The organism is Pirellulales bacterium, assembly GCA_036499395.1.
Lineage (GTDB): Bacteria > Planctomycetota > Planctomycetia > Pirellulales > JACPPG01 > JACPPG01.
Map to the genome: position 1 here is coordinate 270,555 of DASYDW010000116.1, position 22,735 is coordinate 293,289.

The following is a 22,735-nucleotide window of genomic DNA, read 5'->3' on the forward strand; positions in this document are numbered from 1 at the left end:
GCCGTCGACCAATAGTCAAGCGTGCGCGCATTGCTTTTCAGCGCTCACGACATGCAAGCGCTGACAGTAGCTTAGCGCGCACCACGAGCTACCGCGCACGGCCTGACGGGCGTGTGCCTGGGGAAACATGGCTTACGATTCCGCGTTGAGCAAATGCCACCTGCGAGGCATTTTCCCGACGATCGTCGCAATTGGCCAGTCGTACCCTGCGCAGGGCCCCGGAAATTGCGATAGCAGTTCGGAGCTTTTGCCCCGTTCGATAGCAATAAAACGCGGCTATCGTCGCCTTCGCTGTGCCAGACTCAGCATCGCGGTCACGGCCAGGCTCCCGATTATCGCCAGGCCCGACGGCTCGGGGACTTCCGTCGAGTAGGCAACAATCTGGCCGTCGAAGGTCTGCACTTCGCCACCGACATTAATCGTGTAGTGAAACGGAATGGTTATGCGATAGCCGCTACCGAAGGGCACGATCGAACCGGTCAAATTGCCATTCGTACTGCCACCATTCGGAAACGAGCCGGTCGTTCCCTGGTAGATGTAGTCGAGCGTGCCGCCTAAGGACGAGAAATTCAGGTTTGCCACGCTGAAAGCGCCCGTGCTGTCGATCGCATGCTGGACCGAGCTGGTCATGCTCCAAGCCAGATTGTGCCATGCTCCCACGGCCGGACTGCCAACAATCGTGGACTGTGCGGCAAATTGCGCGGGGCCATTTCCCGGCTGGAACGGCCCTGGCTGGTTGCTCGGTGTGATTTGATTGGCAACGTCAAACGTAATCTGGCTGCCGGGCACAATGTGTACATCGAGCGAACCGTGCAGCAATGTCGCCAACGAACCGGGCGTGATCTCGTTTATCGCAGCACCTTGCGACGTCCCGGAAAGTGTTATCGTACTTTCGGCCGCGCTGATCGTGAAATGCACAAGCGAGGGGGTCGGAGGAGGAGGCGGTGGCGGCGGAATATTGACGGCCGTGATTCGGTAAATGTCGCCGCCGTTTCCGACATACAACGCACCATCTGGCCCAAAAAGAAAGCCGTCCGTGAACGAACCGAAGCCGGTGCCAATGACCGTGGCATCGCCGGCGGTGTCATAACGGATTAGTTGGTCATTTCCGAGCGCGTACAAATAATTGCCGAAGCCGCCACCAGTGCCAAATGCGATCGCCGGCGAGGCCCCCAGTCCTGTTGCGAAGCTCGGATTCAGCATGTGGCCATTGGAATCGAGTTCGGCGATCCGGCCCGAGTTGTCGCTGAAATAGATATTGTTCGCGCTATCGACGTCGAGGCCCTTCATGGCGACATTCTGTTGATAGATCGTTTGCGAGACGCCGGACTGGTATGAAACCAGGCTCGACAAGTTGTTGTCCGTTATCAGCAAACGCCCCGTATGGTCGAAAACAAAATCCGACGGATTGTCGATCTGGCTGACGTTTGTGCCGATCACGGTTTGATCGGGCTTCACGGCGACTACATTCGTGTCCTGCCCGCCCACAAGTACCGCACCAGGCACGCCCGACACAGAGCCAGTGGTGTCGAACATAACAGCATCTGGATCCAGAATCGAAGGACCATAAGTCGAGAACGATCCACCGCCAGGCGGCACTGCGAAGATCGGCCCCAGCGAAGCAGCATTGCCAACGAACATGGCGCCGGTTACCGGATCGAACGTAAAGCGGCTCGTCGCAGGCATGCTCGTAACGTATGGCTCGATGTCGAGATAGGGGGACGTCGGTTCGGCTCGCGCCGATACAACGCACAATAAGGGCACCAGAACCGCCAGGGCACGCGTGAAAACAGAAGGGAGTGGCATTAACTGGCCCCGAGGAGGAATGCTGTTAACGAAGTCGGAATATCACGTAAAACAAAAGGTGACGAAACGATGCGATCCGTGAGCGGCGCGAATCAGCGCGCAGGTGCAGACTCGACCAGCTCAACGGTTCTGTTGTGGAAAGACGCCGGGCAGAGAAAACGCACCTCAGCACGAGGGGCGCGAGCGGCCGGCTTTTAGAGAGAGGTCACGAGCGTGCTCCGCGATTAGGCGGCGCGAGTGTGAAAGAGCATTTAGCTTTACCTCGAACACCGGAATCCATTCACAAATTAGTGTAACGATACGATCCGACGCAATCAACCAACTCCCCTGGCACACCATAACTGCCGCCAAAGCGTCAGAATTTGGCTCCTCTTTGCGATCATAAGGCGGGGCAACTACTCTAATCTGGCGGTCATCGTTCTAAGCGCACGGAGTAGGCGTTGCACTCTCCAAATCATGACGCACACGCACTCGTAAGCCGAAAAACAAATCATGAGCGACATCCCCTACGCCGATCGCACCGATTCCGTTAACCGCAAGCTGGAACTGCTTGCCGCGGCCTATGCTGCTGGCCAATTGGATCAGGCCATGTCGCTGGCGGCGTCGCTCAAAGAAACTTTGTCGTTCGAGCGGCAACGCGCTGCGCCCGCCGAACAGGCCGACTCGTCCGCATCATCGTTTGTTCCGGTATCGCAACTGCCTGCGGCGGTGTCGCAATGGGCACGCGGCTGGTCGATTTGTAAGCCACTGACGTTGCATGAAACGGTCGGCCTGGCACGCACCGCCGAGCCCGTCGACCTAAGCGTGGCCTTCACCGCAGATCAAGTCCATGATCCGATGCGCGAAATCCGCGTCGCCCGCTGGGATCGCGCCCAGCGCCGGCTGCAAGAAATTCCCAGTCAGGTGTACGAGTACCGGCGTCAGCAGGACGAGGTTCGCGTACGTCTGGTGTTTCACGCGGACGCTGCCGCACATGACACGGCGCACTATTTCGTATTCGCCGGCAATCCCCATGCCGAGCTTCCCCACTATCAGACCGACCTGCACGTCGACGGCCTAGGGCAAGGTCTCGATATTTCGAACAAGCATTATCAAGCGAAGCTGTCACGGCAAACCGGCCAGCTCGAGCGGTTGATCTACGCGCGCGAACATGGGCTGGAACTTTATGCCGGCGGCAAAGGGCATGGCGAGCCTCCGGACATCGACTGGGGGCACGATTACGTCGATGCGGGCAGCTTTCAGAAACTCCGCATGCGCAACTGGGACCATTGCCCAAACTTCGAGGTCACGCGTGGCCCGCTCGTCGTACAGGTTCGCCGCTGGGGCTTTCCGCACAGTCCTATGCATCCTCTGTTCACGCCCAGCCGCATGCACATCGACGTCACTTATACGTTTCATGCAGGCCTTCCCTACTTTCTCAAGCAGGGACGCATGGACATGGTGCAGGACTTCCGTATCGAAGCCATGCGCGATGACGAATGGGTCTTCTCAGGCTACTCGTTTACCGACATGGTTTGGATTGACACGGCCGGACGATTGCACGAAGGAGCCGTTCCGAAAGATCAGTCCGACGCCCTATGGGGAGTGGGATTCTTCAACCGCACGAGCCGCGACGCATTCGTTGCGCTGCGTCTCATGCACAACGTGACTGGCCCGGGCACAATCGCCCACGGTGGTGAACCAACACTCCACTACGCAGGGCACGGGCAGCTATGGAGTCGTTACCCGGCACAAACGACGGACATGAAAGCAGGCGCTTCTTACCTACAAAAGAGTGCTTATTGTCTGGCCCCCTATCCGACCGAGGACGCCGCCGAGTTCTATCAGCAGTTGCGCCACACTTTGCTGAACCCGTTGGTGCTCAGCACCGACATGCCGGATCACCTGGCGGGCGCGGCAGTCAACAATCCGCCCCTTGCCCGCTGTGGCGAGACGCCTGACGCGGCTTCGCTAAAGGCCGCGGTCTGGAAGACGCTGCGCGAAGTGCGCGACGAGCAGTTCTATTCGATCGACGCCAATGTCGTGGACATGGGCTATATCTACGACGTTGCCCATCGCCAGGGGATCGTGCATATCCTCATGACGATGCCACACCGGGGTCGCCCCGTGTATCAATTCTTCGAATTCCAAGGTGGCGGCCGCGTCTCGGAGGGTATTCGCGAGCGGCTCTTGAAGCTACCCGGCGTGCGCGATGTGGTTATCGAAATGACCTGGGAACCGGCCTGGACCACCGCCCGCTTGACCGACCAAGGTCGCGCGGCGCTCGGACTCCCCGCGTGAACCGCGGCGCGATCGCGACCGCCTTACGCCTGCAATTTCCAAATGGCCGCGGCGTTTTCGCCGAGAATCTTTTGCCGGTCGTCGGCCGTGAAGAAGGGAATCTTCTCGCGCACGAGCGTCAATTCTTCGGCCAGCGTCGGACGCTTGTAAAACTCCCGCGCAACCCCGGGATAACCGGTTCCCCACAACAATCGCGTCGGGCCGAACACCTCGTAGACCATCTTCACCCACGGCAACGCGTCGCCGAAGGGATACTCGTGCGACTTCGAGACAGACGTCAGCTCTGACACTTTCACACGCACGTTCGGATAGCGCGCGAGCGCCAGCAACTTTTTCATCTCAGGCAGCGGATCCGCAACCGATAGATCGATCTGGCTTAAATGGTCGATAATCGTCGGCACCTCGGGATGCCGGCGGACCATCGTCTCGAGCTTTGGCAACTGCTCGGTCGCGATGAAGAAATTCAGCACGGCCCCCAACTCGCCGGCTTTCGTCCACATACGCTCGGCGGGCTCGGCCGTCAGCCAGTCGTCCTTTCCCTTGTAGTAGATGGGACTAAAGCGCATGCCCGAGAGCCCCTGCTCTCGGACCCAATACGATAGCTTGTCAGCCACGTTGGGATCGAGCGGATCGATCAGACCATGCCCTCGCAATCGCGTGGGGCACGCACGAACACAATGCGCCGTGTACCGGTTGTCCCAACCGTGGCAGACCGTTTGCACCAGGATCGCGTGCGTGACGCCATTCTGGTCCATGTCAGCCAGCAGCACTTCCAGCGTGCCAAGAGTATCCGGCGGCCGATAGTCCGCTTGATATGGATGGGCAAACGGAAATCGCACCGGATCATCGATCCACACGTGCATGTGCGTGTCGACGACCGGACTTTTTGCGGCTTGCGGCGCCGGTTCCGTGCCGTGACTCTCGAGCCCCGCCAGACCGCCAGCCGTCAGAGCGGCGCTCGAAGTCGTTTGTAGAAACTTGCGGCGGTTCAGCATCGTCGTGGTTCCTGTTCTGGCCGTTTGTCCTCTCGCCATTCACCGCCGCAAGCGATAAACCGTGATGTCCGGGCCTGCGCGTCCCTCGGCATACCCCGAAATGGAATGCACCTTATCAGCGCGCTCGTCGAGCGCCGCACGAAACAGCTCGTACCCTTCGACCGATGCGGGAAACCAACGCAGGTTGTCCGCAGTCGGCGCGAGACCGTCCTCGAAATACGAATTTAGCACCACGTATTGGGCCTGATTCTGGGCGATAAGATCAACCACGTGCGGCACAAAGATCGGCGTTCGCTCGGCACTTGGACCAACGCCCTCAGGCAGACGGTATTGCCGCTCCCAGGTGTCGTCGAACGTCAGCGGATGAACGGGCAACGACCACAAATCTCCCAAATAAAATGGGGACGCGAACAATGTCGTTCCAGCCGGCAGGTTTTCTGTCACCCACTGCCGCGCGAGCGTATTTGTCGAGGGCTGCCGCAATAGGACGAGGTACTGCACCGTGCGCATCGCCGGCCAAAATATGACAGCGATCGTTAGCACGGCAATTGCGATCGGCCGCATCCGCGCCGTCGCGAGCTTTGCAGTCATGAACTTCGTCGTCCCCCATTCCAACAGCCAGCCAATCAGTGCAAACAGCGCCGGCAGAACCGGCAGCAAAAACCGCGTGGCTTTCAAATGGCCTGGGCCACTGATCAGCACCATGTATCCCACGATGTAGAGCGCCGTGATCACGCCCCCTGTCCCCGCCCGGCCCGCAAGCGCCAAGACCACAGCCAGCGCGGCAATCACGAGCACCACTGGTCCCGCGTTGCTCAGAAGAGACGTCCCCAGCCAAGGCTGCTCAGGCGTGGCTGTCTTCGAGAGAAGATAGTCCAGATATCCATACTGCACGTGCCCCAGTTGGCCATAGCGCTGAATGGCAGCTTCGTGGCGTAAGCGAACGAGATACTCGGCGGCGTCCGCGGGAAATCGTGGCGTCGTTATCCACAATGTCGTCAGACCGGCCAAACAGATAATCACGACGTCTCGCGCGATCCGTACAGGTTCTCGTCGTCGCGCGCTGTCGACGATCGCAGCCAGCACAATGACTGGTCCGACGCACCCGCCCGAAAACTTCATCCCGGTAGCCAAACCCGCGAGCGCCCCCGCGGCAGCCCACGAGCGCCAATCGGGCACCGGCGCAATGGCGAAGGCCAACGCCAACGACGCGAAGCATGCCATCAGCGTATCGGTGCAAGCCACGTGCGAACTCGTAACACAATCAACCGACACCGCGGTCAAAAGCGCCGCTACAAAGGCAGCAGGCAGATTCCCGAACCGGCGTGCCAGGAACCACGCAGCGCCGACCATCCCAACACCACCCGCCGCGGAAATCAGTCGCGCGGCAAGGTGTCTGGCATAGGCCCCGTCGATCCCGCTGATTTTGTAAAGCAGCGCCAGCAGATTGGTATATCCACCGGGATACTGAAAATCTCGCGGCTTCAATTCCCCCGACTCGACGATATGTGCCGCGGCATCGACGAACTTCCCCGCGTCGACGTCCTGCACTTCAGGCAGATCGAAATCAATCTGCCACAAGCGCAACCCGGCCGCCACCAGTAGCACGGCCGCGCAGACCAAGAACGGCTTCCCGCGCGTCCCAAACCTAGTCGTTTCTGAAGAAGTTTGTTCCGGCATTCGGCTGCGGATGCTCGTCGAGGCTCGATGCCGACTTACGTAACCACGCTGTCGATTGTAATTCAAACCGCAGGGTCGCGCGACCTTCCTCTTGAGAACCGAGAGAGCATTGCCGATCGTGGCCGGCGCGACGGACGGCCGCTCACCAACTGGCGCCTCCGCCACCGCCCCCTGAACTGCCGCCGCCGCCGAACGACCCTCCGCCACCGCCAAATCCACCACCCGAGCTACCGCCGCTGCCACCGGAAGAAAGCACTGATAGGCCGACGTCACCCAACACGCGTCCCCAATACCAGGCGTCCGTCAGATCACCGCGCCACACGCGCCGCTGATGCTGGCGTCGCATTGAGGAATAAATAATCAACATGAACACGATCGCGAAAAAAATCAGCACCACCACCGCCGAAAGATCAGGCCCTTCCTCCTGGTGGCGAATGTCCGGTACGCCATCCAGCTTTACTCCTTGATCGTCCGCCACCTTGTTGGCGACCGCCACGGTCAGTTGGTGCAGCCCTTCGGAGTATTGGCCCGCTTTGAAAAACTCGTCCCTGATCTTGCGCGATAGCGATCCGCAATAAGAATCGGGCAAGGCCCCCTCGAGCCCGTAGCCCGGCTCGATCTGAATTTTATGATCCCCCACGTCCAGGATGATCAACGCCCCGTTGTCTTTTCCCTTCTGCCCCAACTTCCATAGATCGAAATGCCGCTGCGTGAACGTGACGATATCCTCTCCGTCGGCGTTGGGGATCGTCAGTACTTTGATTTGGGCCGTGGTCTTGCGCTCGAGCTCGGCCAGGTAATCCTCGAGCTTTTGCCTGGTGGCCGGTTCGATGACATCCGCTTTGTCAACGACGCGTGTGCCCGGATCTTGAATCGTTACCTCGGCCGCGACGGGCGCCGCGCAGCAGACCACGATCAGGCACGCCAACCACGTCAGGCTTCGGCACGACGTATTACCAGCCATCGGCAATTTGCCCCAACGCCTCGACATCGTTGTACAGCCGCTCGAATACCAGCCAATCAACCGCGGAGGGTGCATCCAGCGCCTGGCGGATTCCTGGCAAATGCCGGCCCGCAAGTGCTTCTACTTCGGCCAGCAATGCCGACGAGACCAGCGACTCGGTCTTCCCCTTGACCCACAGCATCCCGCGCAGCACGCGCAACAAATTGAACATCGCTGGTAGCGCCGCGCGCTGGATCGAAGACTCTTTATCGCCGTCGGCGACGACCGCCTGCCGCATCGCGACCGACAGCGCTTTCAACTCGCGCTCGCACTGCAGTCGGACATGAGCCGGATCGAACGTGATGCCCGCAAAATAGTCTTCGCCGACCAGCACCAGGCGCTGCTGCTGGATTTCGATCAATTCGAGCGGAAACGTATCGCGCGATGCTTGCAAAAAGTCCGGCGTCATCACCATCGGCGCCGTAATCCTGCGCCGTCCAAAGCGATGCCCTTCCCCGGAAAGCTTGCGGAGAATCTCCAGCCCCATGCCATCCAGCACGAGCACGCTATGGATCATGTGCAGCGTCGGGTCGAACCTGGCGCCGGCAATGGGGCCATAAAGAATCAGCCCCAGCACGTGGTTGCCGCCGTACGCCAGCACGCGCTCGGCATATTGTGCGACCGAGTCTCGCGCCACGGCCGGTATTTGCTCCAGCGCTTGCGTATGCATAGAAATCTCGGCGCCAATAATTGCCGTGAATCGATCAACCAGAGAAAGCGTCGCTGATTCTCGGTCGTGTGGCGGTTTTTCGCAAGCGGCCCCATGGCATCGCTGCGATCGCTGTGGCATTTCTACACGCCCAGCGAGGAACGAAATGCCTCCCACCGAACTCTACTTCATCGGCACCGTGCGCAGCGTGTAGTAGGCCTCGGCCGGATGGAACACTTCACCGGGGCCGGCCAGATTCTTCAAGTGGAATTCGTAAACAAAGCCAGGACGCAAGTCATCGAACGTCAGATGCACCGTGCAATTGTCGTCTGCCAGCGTGACCCCGCGTATCCGTTCTGTGCGACGATCGATGTCCGGTCCACCGTAGTCTGACGTCGGCACCCGGCGGTAAGACTCGACGACATAGCTGGCCACATCCGCGGCTGCAGCTCGCACAGGGCGGGTGAAGTGAATCGTAAATCCATCGGCAGCAGCGCACACTTCGGCGATACCCGCCGGCGAATGGCCCGTCGCTCGCAACCGCACGATCGATCCCGTGTTTTGACCAGCTCCCCAACCGCTGTCGCGCATGTTGCCGATGAACAGCGCCCCATCGGGCGCAACCTGGCACGCGATCGGCCCTTCGAACGTCTCTTCTCCGTCTGCCGGCTCGACGCTCAGCGGGTAAGCGGCTCCCTGATAGGTCTCGCCCACGCGCTCGAGGCTCATACGCACCAGCCGTCGCGTGTCGTACTCGCAGCCCACCAGGTGCCCTTCCCAAGGACCAAAGACGTCGCGCCCCGTGCTTGCGCGCAGTTGCTCAGGCGTGTTCAAAAAGCAGATGCCATTCACGCTGCGGGTCCACGGATGCGGGATTTCGATGGCCGGATCCTGCCGAGGTAGCGGGGTCCCCTGCCGCGCTTCGAATTTATTGAAAAATCCATAATGGGAATCCGCGACCAAATGGTTCAGCTCATTAAAAGGGTTGTAGTGCCCCTGGTTGTCCGTTGCGAACAGTGCTCCCTGCCGACTGCGCGCCAGCCCCATCGGAAAGCGCAAGCCCGAACACAGAGGAACGACATCGTACAGACGCGGATTGTCGTCGTTCGCGACGCGCGGCATCAGATGCACGGCCCAGCCCCGCAATCGCGCCGCGGCATCGCTTCGTTCGTCCTGCCGGCAGGGAAGCGCAACAAAATATCCGCCCGCATCGTCCGGCACGGGCCCTATGGCCCAATCGTGATAGTCGGTCGTTTGCCCCCAACCATCGGCGATGATGTCGGTGCGACCAGCACGCCCTTGGCCGTCGAAGTCTGACAGGCGCAGCAACCCATTTTTATTAATGACATCGACGGCATCCCCCACCGTACACAGCCCATAAGGAGCGGCGAGCTCGTCGGCCAGCGGCAATAGTTCGTCGGCCAGCCCATCGCCGTCAGTGTCGGGCGCAAGCCATGCCCCGCCTTTGAGCGACGTGAACATGAGCGTGCCGTCGCGCCGCCAGGCAAAGCCGGTCGGCATCTCGGTCGGCGGTAGCGGCAGCCGTACCGCATCGAAACCTGGCACGCAGTGCAGGGTCGCGGCCGGACGCGAGGCCGGCGTGACCAGAGGCGCCGAATAACGATCGGCCGCCAGGCGGCTGCAATATTCCGCCTCGACGACAACCGGTTCGATTCCTGTCGGCGCTGCGATGCGCACGACGGGCCCCGCATCGTCACTGATTTGTTGGCCGGTCGAAGCCACGAGGCGCACCGAGACTTCTCCTGCCGGCCCGTTGGTCGCCACAAACCGTTCGCCGTCGAGTGTGCCTGCGACCTCTTCGGGCAACAATCGCCACTGTATTTCTCTGCCCGCCGGAATACCGTGGACCTCGAGTCGTCGACGAAATCCAGCGCGCCCCGACTCGGGATTAGGTTCGATCGCAGTAATTCTCTGTGATACGCGCAGCGTAGCCGCAGGAGTCCGATCTGCAGCAGGAAACTTCAATCGATAAGCGAACGTGACGCCTCCTGCGACGTGTTGCCAGGAATCGAGTAGCGTCCTGAATTGCGGCGTCGGCTCTGGTTCCACAATTTGCCCATCGCGCCGGAGCGTCAGTTCGCTCGCGCCGCGATTCGGAACCGCCAACACGTGCGTCCCGCCCGGCTGCCAATACCAACGCTTCCCCTCCGAGCGCTCGCGCGCTGCATCCCCCACCCACCAGCCGGCCAGCCGATTTTGTTCGAGGTCCATGAGCACCGTGTGCCGGTTCGCTAGCCCAACGACGAACGGCCGGGCATAAGCACGCTTTTCGATGCGCAGCACGTCGGTGAGGATCGCCGCTCGTTCGGCCATGCCCGGCATATTGCGAGTGCGAACCACGCGCACGGCGCCCGCGGCCGGCGGAGTAAACCCAGGCTTGTTCAAAACATCCCACACGGCCGTCAGTTGATCGTCCAGCCGCTCGTCCAACACGCCACCGACCGGAATCTCGATGGCAGGCATCTCCATCCGCGGCACGATCCGCGCCGGATTGCGCACCCAGCGGTCGAACCACTCGCGGCGAATCCGATTTCCCACGAGCGATAGATCCGTGCCGCGTGCGGCCGGATTGTCCTGCTTTGGCACAGACTTGCCGATCTGATGACAACTCGCGCAGCCGAACCCTTCGGCCGTCACCAACCGTCCACCGGCCGCCTGCAGCGTGTCTTCGTCAAGATCGCGCGCCGCTGCCAACGCTGCGCGAGGAGGCAGCCGATCGTTTTCGATCAGCCAATCGGCCAACGCCTCGGCCTCGCCTGGCGCGAACTTGAAACGGGGCATGCGAATTGCGAGCCACTTGCGGCGCGGATCGCCGGCCGTGGTCATGGCTTCCAACAGTGCGCGGCGTTCGAGCTTATCTCCCACATCGGCGAGCGACGGCGGTGCGAGCGTGGATAGCGCCGCCGAAAGCTCGGGATGCGCCGCAGCGAACGCCGGCGTATGCGCGGCAATGCCCGCCGCCAATCCACGGCTGTGGCAGCCGAGACAGTTACGATCCGCCAGCACTCGCGCCCCATCGAACGCGACATTGCTGTTGCGGGTCGTCGGCTCAGGAGCATCGGCGATCGCTTGTAGATACGCCACGACGACCTCGCGCTGCTCGGGGCGCAATCGATAACCGGGGCGCGCGTGCCCCGGGTCGGGCTCACCTAAGCAGCTTGCCTCCCAATCGGCGGCGGCCGAAATCTTGCGCCGTGCGACGGCCGCCGGCTCAGGCGTCGGCATACCCTCGCGCAGCGGCAGCTCATGGCAAGAGCCGCAATGGTGCTTCGCGATAAGATCCCGTCCGCGTTCCCGGCTGCCGCCAAAATCGGCTTCGTCTGCCGCGGCGGGTTTTTTGTCAGGAGCGGCACTTTGCCGCGCCAGGAACGCCGCCAAATTCTGGCGTTCCTCGTCCGACAGCGGAAACAACGGCATGCGGTGCGTGGGATTGCACGCCGCCGGGTCGGCCAACCAGCGCGCAAAGAAATCGTCGGGCCGTTTATCAGCGACGTTATACAATTCGCCGCCGCCGGCAAGTCGCGTCGTGCCCAGGCCCGCTAGCGAATGGCAGCCCAGGCAGCCGAGCGAATAAAACAGCGTCTCACCCGCTCGATCATTACCAGGCGGCTTCGTCGCAGGTGCCTCCTTCTTGGCGTGTGGCTCGTCCTTGGGATCTTCGTCCAATAAATACGACACGATGTGCCGCGCATCGTCCCGGCTCAGACCCAAGCCCGGCATGCGAAACTTCACGTCATCAATGGCAAAGATTGGGATGTCGCCGGAAAGGTGTTCGACGATGTCTGCCCCATTTCCGTCATTCGCTGCCACCGCAGGTTTTGCCGCCGGTGGTGCGCTCGGCGGAATTTGTTCCGCCGACTGACTGCTCTTCGAGGTATCGTCAATCGCAGGCGGTGCGGAAACCGTTCGCGGACCACCGATCCAATTCATCAGCCACGGTCGCTCGATATTTCCCGGCAATTTTACTAGCGCCGGCGCCGCAAGCACCGGCCGCGCATCTGGCAGGTCGTGACACGCCGCGCAGCGCAATCCATGAACCAGCGCCCGCCCCTGTTCGAATTTCTGATCGGCAGCAGGACGAACATCATGTACGAGCGCGCGTTCAGGAACCGGTTCGAGTCGGAATCGTGGGCCGGACCAGTAAAGGCCAATTTGCGCATCGTCGGCAGCGCGGCGAAATTCGACCTCCAGCGCGTGGTGCCCGTATTCCAGATCGATCGGCCCGCTATCGAACCAGCGTGCCTCGCCGGCCACATCGTCGATGAGCTTCTTGCCATCGATCGACACTCGCACCGCACCGCCGCCGGCATGGACGTGAAACTGATGTACACCCGGTGCGATCACTGACAACTTGCCCGACCAATGCGCGGTGAAATCACCAGGCGGCAAACGCGGATCGACCGACGCAGCTCCCGCATACAGCCGAACTCCTGAATCGACGCGCACCATCGAACGACCACCGGCCGTATATTCCGCCCGTAGGCCAGCCGGCAATTCTGGCGGCGCATCATCGTCTTCGTCCGCCAGTACCACACCACACGACGCGCCAGCGACGATCAAAGCAAGGAAGATTCTTAAGAGCGCCCTGCCGAGCGACGGGCCGTATCCGCACGGCGCGTCAATTTTGCGAAGCCCGCTATTGATCCGCGGCGTCACGCGCTCAGATTGTCGTGCCAAGTTACTCATCGCCGCCTGCATCGTGTTTGCTCAGTCACCGTGCAGAGGCGTGATGCGCACGCTCTTGAGATCCATCAAGTATCCCTCGATCGTGCCGGCCGGACGCAACACGACCTGATGACGACCGGCCTTCAAATTCATTCGTCCCACGGTCAGTTGCCGGTAACTATCCCAGTTGCCCGTCGTGGGCACGTTGCCGGCAAAGACGGTATCGTCGACGATCAACTGATAGGCATTGCCGGCCACCGACTCGTCGCACGCATAGTCGATTCGCACGACGTACTTACCGGCCTCCGCAACTTCGAAGTTCCAGACGGCATGATCGCTGGGGCTGCCCCAGGTGCCGAGATTCCGATAAATCGGTTCATAGGACAACGTATCGCCATAAATTTCGCAATCATTGGCCAACAGCCAGAACTCGTGGCGGAAACCTTCCGGCTGCACAACCTTCGGCTCGTTGCCGGCGAACACGCGACGCGGCGGCCGTCGGGTCGACAGGTACGCCACCAGATCGGCAAAGTCCGCGCGATTGAGGTCCTTTTCCAAACCCTCAGGCATTAGCGAGCGATTGCTGGACGCGAGTTCGTCGAGGTCAGCCCGCAGGATCGTCGTTTGCTTTCCCTCCTGGCCAACAAGCGTGATATTTGCGCCGGTCTCGGCGGCGAGCATGCCGGTATACGTCAGGCCGGCGCTCGTCACGGCCGTATAACTGACGAACTTACTCTCGACTGCCCGATTGGGATCGAAGATCGCCACCACCAGCGCCGCGTTCGATTTGTCCGTCAGCGCTGCCAGATCAGGGCCAACCGACGTGCCGACATCCTCCAACCGGTGACACACTGAGCAAGTTTTTTTGAAAACCGCTTTGCCGCGCCCGGCGTCCCCCGTCGCCGCCAGCGCCCCGCGATACTCGTCGACGACCGACTGACGACTCGATGTGACCGCCGTCGCCAGCAACTTCTCGACCCGGGCGTGAATCTTCTGATCGCGATACTCCATCAATCGCTGCCGGCGCGAGGCGTCGATTTCGGTTGCCGCGACTCGGCCGCTTTCGATCTCGTCCAGTAGCGCGAAGATCGAAGCCTCGCGCCGCAGCAGCACGTCGAGCACTTGCCCACGAAGGTTCGCGCTGTACCCCTTCCAGCCAACCAAGAGGGTATTCGGCACGCGCGGCTCATCAAGCTTGGATAACGCCACGACCGCGGCCGATTGAAGTTCGTTGCTCGACCGCGGCGTCAGCAAGCCTGATAGGAGATCGAGGTCTTCATTCTGTTTGTCAAAACCATGCCCCAGCAGCCCCACGGCAGAAACACGATCCGCCTCGGCAGCGTGATCGTTCTTTACCGTCGCCCGGGCCCAGGTAAACATCGGTGCGACGCGATCCAGCCCGGCCTTTACATCCGAATCGGCTTTGTCACGGAACTGGGCCAGAGTCAAACTGCGGCGATCGAGCGTATCGAGCAGCCCCATCAGTGCATCCACTTGCCACCCGGCGTAGCCACCGTCCTTGGATTGGGCCAGCGATGACAACAGCTCAACAATCGCGGCATCGTTTTCAAAGGCCGTGGCCAACGTCAGCAGCTTTTGCAAAAGGTCGGCCAGGTCGTCCCGCCCCCCTGCCCCGGCCAGCACAGCCGCAACCGCACCGGCGAGCTGCGGACGCCCCACCGAGCTGACGATCGCGGCCGTTATATAGATGTCGTCGGCATCTTGAATGGCCATAGCGCCTAAAGCTTCGCCGGCGCGCTGATGCGGCCATTCTCCCAAACTACAGGCAAGCTGCAGGCGAACTAATTGATCTTCATCCTTGGTAAGCCGCAGCGCCGCCTCGGCGATTTTTTCAGACTTCGCCAGCCACGGCTCGGCCATTCTCACCGCATGCCGCCGCACAATGGGATTCGCATCCCCAACGCCGGCCAATATCGTGGCTTCGTCGATCGCCTGCAGACCATCGAGCGTACACAACGCATGCAGCCGGCCCAAAGCCTGAGTCTGTGTTGTAGTGCGCGAGTTGTCCGGCTTGGCTGCCGCCATCTTTTTTAGCAGCGGCACTGCCGTCTTGTCCGCGCGCCATACGAGCATTTGCTGCACCATGTCGCGCTGCCAGCCGCTGGGGCTCTCGAGCGCCGCCACGAGTCCGGCGGTGTCCAGTCGATCGAGGCGCACAAACTTACGCGGCGGGTTGCCCACCGGGTAGACGCGATAGATCCGCCCCATGTCGTCGCCGGCCCGCAGGTTCAATCGCTTTTGCCAATCGACCGGAATGTATTCCGGATGTTCGATCACGGCGCGATACATGTCCGCCACCCACAGGGCGCCATCCGGCCCGGTGCGTAGCATGGTCGGACGAAACCAATTGTCGCTCGAGGCCAGAAACTCGGACTGTTCCTCGTCCGTTGCGCGCCGGCTCGTATAACGCACACCATCAGGCGACATCACCTCGCGATGCACCAAGTTGTGGACCGGCTCGCTGACATAGCTATTACCTTCAAAGCCGGCGCCGAACAGATCATCGCGATAGACGATCGCGCTACAGGCCGACGTAAAACGGTTCACGACATTGAAATCGTTGAACCTCGGCAGCGTGCGGCTGAGCGGAAACACCGCCGCCGCGCCCGGCGCTTCGGAAACATCAAGCCGGGCGTTGGGTGTGGTCACCTGACGGTTACGGCGCAAGTACCGATCTTCGAGCACGAACTGGTACATCGGCTCGCTATTGGACGAACCGAACCAGTTGCCTGCATCATCGCGCACGCGCGTAAATTGCGATTGCCCCAGCAGCAGATCGATTTTCCCATCGTCAGGCTGAAAGCGGAAATCGCGGAAGCTGACCGGCACCTTTTCGCCCGTCTTCATCGATTCGATCTGTCCGCCGCTATCGCCATTGGCGCAGTACAACCAGTTGTCCAAACCGAATGACAGGCCGTTGACGCGATGCTGCTGGTTCCCTTCACCGAAACCGTGCAGCAGCACTTCACGTTTATCGGCGCGGCCGTCCCCGTCGGTATCCTTGGCATAGATAATGTCCGGCGCCGATGTGATGATCACGCCGTTGCGCCAAACCTTCACGCCATTGGGAAACGCCACGTCAGTCAGGAACTCGGTCGCGCGATCGTAGTGCCCGTCGCCGTCAGTATCCTCCAGGCATTTGATAACGCCTCCCGGCTTTCCTTCGGCATCCATGCCGGTCGGATAGTCGCGCATCTCGGCAACCCACATTCGCCCGTCAGGCCCCCAATCGAACGCCACGGGATCGACGACCAAAGGCTCAGCGGCGACAAGCTCGACCGTAAATCCCGGCCGGACTCGAATGGCTCGCAAGGAAGCGGCCGGCGACTTGGCCTCGGGCTCGACATCCTTTAGCCATTTGTCGAACGAGCGTTCTTCGACCAGGCCCTTGGCTTTGTCCGTGCCTTCGTTAACGACGTACATGTGTCGCGCCGCGAACCAAGCCCCGTTGTTCGTGCCACGGGTCACAATCTTGGGCAACGCATCGCTTCCTTTTCCGGCCTTCCCTGCCAGCACACGCCGGGACCAGCCGGTATCAATCGAGCGAAACAAGTCGACGCTGTAGCGATCATCGTTCGAGAACACAACGTCGTCGTAGGCATCCTCATTGACGTCGACAAAGCGCAAACCTGCGTCGCGCCCCTCGGCATCAACGATCGCCGTCCCTTCAGGCAGCACAAACGGCAACCGCTGCCAGCCGTTTTTCTCTGCGTCGAAGCCGAAGATCGCCTGTTGTTTTTCGTTCGAAACGATGAACTCGCAAGCGCCGTCGCGATCCAGGTCGCGCAGCCGCACGCCCCGATCGCGCCCTGCGACGCCAGTGAGTACGGGCGCGGCGTTCTTCGTGTCGCCACCAGCCGGCGCCAGCACGAGCCCCGCCACCAGCGCTTCATCCTTTGTCCAACGACCCTTTTCAAATGTCCATGCCTGGCGCTGATCGGCATCGGCCACCAGCAGCGACGCCGCACCATTCGGCCGCACCACGCCGAATCGCGCGCAGGCATCGCGAGCATTACCAGCCGCATCCTGCTGCACGAGCTTTAGCGGAAACTGACTGTCGATCCAACGATTATCCTTGGCCGACCAAACGCGGGTTTGCTGGACGTTGTCGTTGCCGATCACGACGTCCAAAAGATGATCCTGATCGAGGTCCAACAGCCGCACGCCGTTGTCGCCTCCCAGTGGCGCCGCGCGCAGCGATTGGCCGGCAAGCAGATTCTTCTCCAGTCGCTCGAGCGCCTCGCGGAAGTTGAGAAACTTCACCTTGCGACCATGCTTGGTCACGGCGTGATCGATCAGTTCGATGATCTGCTCGCTCTTGATCCATCCGTGCGGATGAAAGACGAGCGTAAAAGTTCCCTGCTTGGCCACCGTCGCGTCGATCGCCGCTTGCAAATCCGCGACTAATTGCGGACTGTTAGCCCCCTGCAAGTGAAAGCTTTCCCAATCGCTGGGCACAACACAGGGAAACTCCCAACAGAGCCGGCCGATCACGTACGGGTACGGATAGTCGTCGATCCGATTGACGAACGTCCGGTCGACCGGCAAATAGCGGCGAAAACGCTCGCGCCCTTTTTCATCGAGAACGCCTTCACGAGGCAGCTGCGGATCGTTCGGCGTAAATAACTGGAACACCGACGAATCGACGGACAAATAATTGCCCGCCGGCGTTGTGCCATTGAAGATTTCCGCGAAAAACCGTGGGCTGACCGTGTTCAACGAATCGCAGCACGGCATGCGAAACGCGACAGGACTACTGCGCGGAATCGTGGCCAGTTGATCAATGCAGTCGTCGTACGTTTTCTTGGCCGCCGCCAGATCCCCCTTGGCCAGCAAGGGACAAGGGTGCGTCGCGGTGTGCGTCTCCAGGCTGACACCTTCGGCTAGCCAGCGCTGCAGGTGAGGTTCGTCCGGGCGAACATCGTTGGTCATGATGCTGACCGGCGCGCGGCCGTCAATCTTTTTTAACCGCTCGAGAATCGGGCGCAGGTAAGCCTCCCATTTCTCGAAGCCGCGCATGTCGTCGATGGCCAGAATTATGGCGGCCTCGACATCGGGCTCGCCGATCCACTGCGGGGTCACGAGCGCCGGCAAATCACGCGACGCGTAGTAGGGATCGGTCGCGTCGAGATAGGTGAGCCGATTGCCATCGGCCAACGCCCTGTCACCGGCCAACGCAGTCGACGGCAGAACCAGCAATGTGACCAGCCCCAGAAAGGCCAGCAACGGTCGGCGAGTGCGTCCTGCAACCATCATGGACATAGTTGTTCCGCGGACCGTCAGCGCAGGGGAAATCTCGAGGCTCCTGCCCAATTGTAGTCTGCCCTCTGGCAGCCCGCCAAAGGGGGTAGTTCGCGCCAAGTGAGTTATTCGCATAGTCATGCAGCTACCGCAAATCACGACGCTGCGAACCACTTGCACGAAGACGATGTCTTGCCCAGGATGATGCACAAATTCAACACCCCGTTCGATCCTGGATTGCAAGCGATCTCGATGCCGCCCACGATTCGCCCGCTCGTCGCAGCTGACCTCCCGGTGGCTGATCGCATTTTGCAAGCCGCGTTCGAGCGGACGCACAGCTTCACGCCGATGTTGCGCCTCAACGGCGCCGCGCAGCCAGGCAATCAATGCGTGGCAGTCATCGACGGTCAGGTCGTGGCGCTCGTCGGCGCGGTGGACTTTGGGCGATTCGCGTACGTGGCGCTGATGGGGGTCGACCCGGCCTTTCATCGGCGCGGCATCGCCCGGCAGATGATGGATCACGTGCTGGCGCGGCTCGACGCGCAAGGCTGCCCGATCGTCCTGCTCGATGCCACAGAATCGGGGGCCGGCCTCTACGAACAGATCGGCTTCGTCGACGATTCTTTCGCCTACGAATATCAGGGCGAAGCGACAATGCCGACAGCGCCGCCGTCGGGCCCCATCGAACTGATGACCGCCGCAATGATGGCGGAAGTCGCGGCCTTTGACGCGACGCGCTTCGGCGCTGATCGCAATGCCGTCTTGCGCATCCTGCTTGCCGAGACCCCCGATCGCGCGCTGGTCTGCCGCGATGAACAAGGATCAATTGCCGGTTACGCATTCGCTCGGATCGTGCTCGGCCCTTGGGTGGCCCGTGACCCGGCCACGGCCGAACAACTGTTTGACGCTGTGCTACGGATTAACAATTCGTCGGCCATTCACGTGCTAGTACCGCGTTCGAATGAACACGCCGTCGAACTTCTCGAACGACGCGGTGTGCCGCGACTTCGTCGTCTGCGCCACATGCGACGCGGCGGCGATGCTCCGCCGGGCGACCCGTCCTGCTTGTTCGGACAGGTGAGCTTCGGTCTGGGCTGATTCCGCCTCGTGATGATTCCCTGACGTGGTTAATAAGCCCACGGTGTGGCCGCTAGGTGCCTCGCACGTGACTCTCGCAGGCCGATCGGTTTCGACATAAGATGCTCGCTGTCGCCCCCACCACGCCGCATGAACGGAAACGGGAATTCTCAGAATGTCCGATCGAGTTGTTTTGTTGTCGATTCCTGGCCTGCGTGCCCAAGATATCGCCGCGATGCCGCACCTGGCTCGGATGGCTACCGCCGGCGAGCAGACGGCGCTTGTGCCCAGCTTTCCTTGCGTGACCTGTCCCGTGCAGGCCGCGATGACCACAGGCGTGTTGGCTAACGAGCACGGCGTAATCGCCAACGGCTTCTACTGGCGTGACAAGCACGAAATCGAGATGTGGACCGCCTGGAACGATTGCATCCAGCGGCCGCAGATCTGGGACCTGCTGCACGAGCGCGACCCGGGCCTGACCTCGGCCGTCTGGTTTCCGCTGCACAGCAAAGGCTGCGGCGCGGACTACATCTGCACGCCGGCGCCGATCCACAATCCCGACGGCACCGAATCTCTGTGGTGCTACACCAAGCCGACTGAGCTGTACGGCGAACTGCGCGACTCGTTGGGCCATTTTCCGCTGCAGCACTTTTGGGGCCCGATCGCGAACATCAAGTCGAGCGCCTGGATCATCGACTCGGCCATTCACGCGGCACGCAAATGGCAACCCGACTTCTTCTACATCTATCTACCACATCTCGACTATGCGGCGCAAAAGAACGGCCCCGACAGTCCTGAGGCCCACGCGGCACTCGTGGCATTGGACGAAGCGCTCGGCCGGTTGCTGTCCGAATTCGACAAGGCGTTTGCCGAAGCGCCGCTGTATCTCGTGGCCAGCGAATACGGCATTGTGCCGGTCGATCATGTGACCTATCCGAATCGCGTACTGCGCGAGGCCGGTTTATTGGCCGTCGAGCAGCGCGAGGATGGCGAACATTTGGACCTGGCCAAGAGTGCCGCCTGGGCATTGGTCGATCATCAGTTCTCGCACGTCTTCGTGCGCGACCGCGATCCGCAGGTGATCCGCCGCGTGGCCGAATTATTCCGCGGACACGAGGGAATCGCCGAAGTGCTGCTGGACGAAGAAAAGGCCCGCTACGGGCTCGACCACGAGCGCTCGGGCGAGGTCGTGCTGGTCTCGACCGCCAACAGTTGGCAGGCCTATTACTATTGGCTCGACGATGCGCGAGCCCCGAAGTTCGCCCGCACCGTCGATATTCATCAAAAGCCAGGCTACGACCCGGTGGAGTTGTTCCTCGACCCGGCCGTCTTAAAAGCGATGGCCGCCATGGCGGCACAAGCGGGCGGCGGCCCGCCCGCCGGAGGACCTGTCGGAAAAGGAATGCGCCCGGCGCCCGGCATCCCGATCGACGCGACCTTGGTGCGTGGGTCGCACGGAGCACCAGCCCGCGAGCCCTCGCAGCGCGGTGTCATTATCTCATCCGAGCGCGGCGTGTTGGTCGGCAATGCTTTGGCCGACACCGATGTCTGCGACCTGGTATTACGTCAATTCGGATTGTAACCCGATTAACTGTAGCCAGGGTCTGCGACCCCGGGGTACTCAACACTGACTAACCTTGTAGAGATCGGCAACGGCGCGCAGTAGACACTTACAGCTCGGCCGCTTCCGGCAACTCCGGCGGCGTGAACTGAAAACCGCGGCTCTGGCTGAAGAACTCCAACGGATTGTCGTACACGATCCGCCGAATCGACGCTTCAGAATGCCCCCGCAACCGCATCGCCATGATGAAATCGGGGACAGCCGTCGGCTTTGACGGGCCCCAGTCGCCGGCCGAGTTCACCAGCAGCCGTTCCGGACCATACATCTCGACCATGTCGACGGCGCGCTGCGGATTGCACTTGCTTACCGGGTACAGCGTCATGCCGGCCCAGAATCCCGCATCCAGCACGTGACGAATCGTGTGCTCTTCGACATGGTCGACCAACACCCGGCCGTGATCCAGCCGTCGGTCGTCGCACAGCATATCCAGAATCATCCGCGTCCCTTTGAACTTGTCTTCCAAGTGGGGCGTGTGAATCAGAATCTGCTCGTTCGTCTTCGCGGCCAGGTCCAGATGTTCGAGAAAGATAATCGATTCGTTGCGGGTGTTCTTGTTCAGCCCGATCTCGCCGATGCCCAGCACTCCGGGCCGATCGAGAAACTCGGGGATCATCGCGATCACTTCCCGCGACAGGCTGACGTTCTCGGCCTCTTTGGCGTTGATGCACAGCCAGGTGAAATGCTGAATCCGATACCAGCCGGCACGCTTGGTCTCGAACTCGGTAAGCTGCCGGAAATAGTCGCGAAAGCCGTCGACGCTGCCACGATCGAAGCCTGCCCAAAACGCGGGCTCGCTTACCGCAACGCAGCCCATCTTGGCCAACGTCTCGTAATCGTCGGTGACGCGCGACACCATGTGAATATGCGGATCAATGTAATACATGTGCGGCAAGTCCTAGCGAGAGCGGACGCCCAGCGTCGTGCGCCAAGCTTCATCGTAAGGAAGGGAGAAAATCAACTGCACCTGTTCGGCCCGATCACCGTTCGGCGAGGCCAAGACTTGGAGCGCGCGGGCAATCGCCGCCAGCCGCGAGTCATCCTGAACCCGCCCGCCCTCGCGATCCAATCGGTCAAGGGCAGCGCCCAGTTCGAGAATGCGCGCACGCAATTCCAAGAACTCGCGATCGAGGACCGACGGTGCGCTAGCGGCGGTGGTCATGGCGAAGAATCCGGTGGTGGCCATAAAACTCAGGGAACGCTCTGATGCGGATCTGCGACAATTGCCGTCGCCCGTCCCATCAAAGGCCGTATATCTGAAGTTTTGACCGACCGACCGGGGAAATCAAGCCGCACGGCTCGTCAGTAGTAGTTCGAGCCTTCGGGTTTCGCACTAAATTCTGGGCTAGGCGCTCAAATCAAGCCGGTGGCCGAGCGGGCCATCGGTCGCCGAGAGCGAGTCTGGCGATTTTATCGACGGGTCGGCGTCCTTTTCACCTTCACTCGATGCCGGCGCCTGCCACGCCATGCGCTCCGACTCCCGATCGTCGGTGACATTGTTTTCGGCCGACGACTGGTCAACTTGCGCCGCCGCTGCCGAACGTTGTTGCCCCGCGACCAGCCGGACATGCGCCTCGGCCGCCTGCGCCGCGCGCTCAGCTTGCGCGCCGCCGGCCTGCGCGATCGGTGTCGCCGATACGCTATACAGCGGTGACAGGGGACCAATGCTCATCGAATGC

General features: G+C 61.2%; 13 protein-coding genes. 3 read left to right on the forward strand and 10 right to left on the reverse strand.

Annotation, left to right across the window (positions count from 1 at the left end; translation table 11 throughout):
- Nucleotides 1–276: 276 nt before the first annotated feature.
- Entirely contained in the window at nucleotides 277–1,806 is a 1,530-nt protein-coding gene (locus VGN12_21240; protein ID HEY4311986.1) for a hypothetical protein, read from the reverse strand.
- A 492-nt stretch (nucleotides 1,807–2,298) separates the two neighbouring features.
- On the opposite strand from VGN12_21240, the gene VGN12_21245 reads away from it, so the two are divergent.
- The gene (locus VGN12_21245) at nucleotides 2,299–4,086 is read left to right on the forward strand and encodes a metal-sulfur cluster assembly factor (protein HEY4311987.1); all 1,788 of its coding nucleotides are present in this window, start codon (nucleotides 2,299–2,301) and stop codon (nucleotides 4,084–4,086) included.
- Nucleotides 4,087–4,109: 23 nt separating this feature from the next.
- Here the strand turns inward: VGN12_21245 and VGN12_21250 are convergent, their stop codons facing one another.
- From VGN12_21250 to VGN12_21275, 6 genes are all read right to left on the reverse strand, one after another.
- Nucleotides 4,110–5,081, reverse strand: a complete 972-nt coding sequence (locus tag VGN12_21250; protein HEY4311988.1) for an amidohydrolase family protein — start codon at nucleotides 5,079–5,081, stop codon at nucleotides 4,110–4,112.
- Nucleotides 5,082–5,120: 39 nt separating this feature from the next.
- Entirely contained in the window at nucleotides 5,121–6,704 is a 1,584-nt protein-coding gene (locus tag VGN12_21255) for a glycosyltransferase family 39 protein (GenBank protein ID HEY4311989.1), read from the reverse strand.
- Between the two features lie 199 nt (nucleotides 6,705–6,903).
- The gene (locus VGN12_21260) at nucleotides 6,904–7,725 is read right to left on the reverse strand and encodes a TPM domain-containing protein (protein HEY4311990.1); all 822 of its coding nucleotides are present in this window, start codon (nucleotides 7,723–7,725) and stop codon (nucleotides 6,904–6,906) included.
- Nucleotides 7,715–8,434, reverse strand: a complete 720-nt coding sequence (locus VGN12_21265; GenBank protein ID HEY4311991.1) for a hypothetical protein — start codon at nucleotides 8,432–8,434, stop codon at nucleotides 7,715–7,717. Before VGN12_21265 ends, VGN12_21260 begins: the two co-directional genes overlap by 11 nt.
- Nucleotides 8,435–8,596: 162 nt before the next feature.
- Nucleotides 8,597–13,111 carry a PA14 domain-containing protein gene (locus VGN12_21270; GenBank protein ID HEY4311992.1) on the reverse strand — a complete coding sequence of 1,505 codons (4,515 nt, stop codon included), beginning with the start codon at nucleotides 13,109–13,111 and terminating at the stop codon, nucleotides 8,597–8,599.
- 30 nt (nucleotides 13,112–13,141) lie between these two features.
- On the reverse strand, nucleotides 13,142–18,382 hold the full coding sequence (locus tag VGN12_21275) for a PVC-type heme-binding CxxCH protein (protein ID HEY4311993.1): 5,241 nt from the start codon (nucleotides 18,380–18,382) through the stop codon (nucleotides 13,142–13,144).
- Nucleotides 18,383–18,562: 180 nt separating this feature from the next.
- On the opposite strand from VGN12_21275, the gene VGN12_21280 reads away from it, so the two are divergent.
- Both VGN12_21280 and VGN12_21285 read left to right on the forward strand, forming a co-directional pair.
- Nucleotides 18,563–19,459 (forward strand): GNAT family N-acetyltransferase, encoded by an 897-nt coding sequence (locus VGN12_21280; protein HEY4311994.1) that lies wholly within the window; start codon nucleotides 18,563–18,565, stop codon nucleotides 19,457–19,459.
- 154 nt (nucleotides 19,460–19,613) lie between these two features.
- On the forward strand, nucleotides 19,614–21,020 hold the full coding sequence (locus VGN12_21285; protein ID HEY4311995.1) for a nucleotide pyrophosphatase/phosphodiesterase family protein: 1,407 nt from the start codon (nucleotides 19,614–19,616) through the stop codon (nucleotides 21,018–21,020).
- Nucleotides 21,021–21,108: 88 nt separating this feature from the next.
- On the opposite strand, the gene VGN12_21290 is transcribed toward VGN12_21285, so the two are convergent.
- The 3 genes from VGN12_21290 to VGN12_21300 form a co-directional block, all read right to left on the reverse strand.
- Nucleotides 21,109–21,942: a TatD family hydrolase gene (locus VGN12_21290; GenBank protein ID HEY4311996.1), complete on the reverse strand. Its 834-nt coding sequence runs from the start codon at nucleotides 21,940–21,942 to the stop codon at nucleotides 21,109–21,111.
- A gap of 12 nt (nucleotides 21,943–21,954) precedes the next feature.
- Nucleotides 21,955–22,218, reverse strand: coding sequence for a hypothetical protein (locus VGN12_21295; GenBank protein HEY4311997.1), 264 nt, complete (start codon nucleotides 22,216–22,218; stop codon nucleotides 21,955–21,957).
- A 183-nt stretch (nucleotides 22,219–22,401) separates the two neighbouring features.
- A complete protein-coding gene (locus VGN12_21300; protein ID HEY4311998.1) occupies nucleotides 22,402–22,728 on the reverse strand; it encodes a hypothetical protein in 327 nt (108 codons plus the stop codon).
- Between the last annotated feature and the right edge of the window lie 7 nt (nucleotides 22,729–22,735).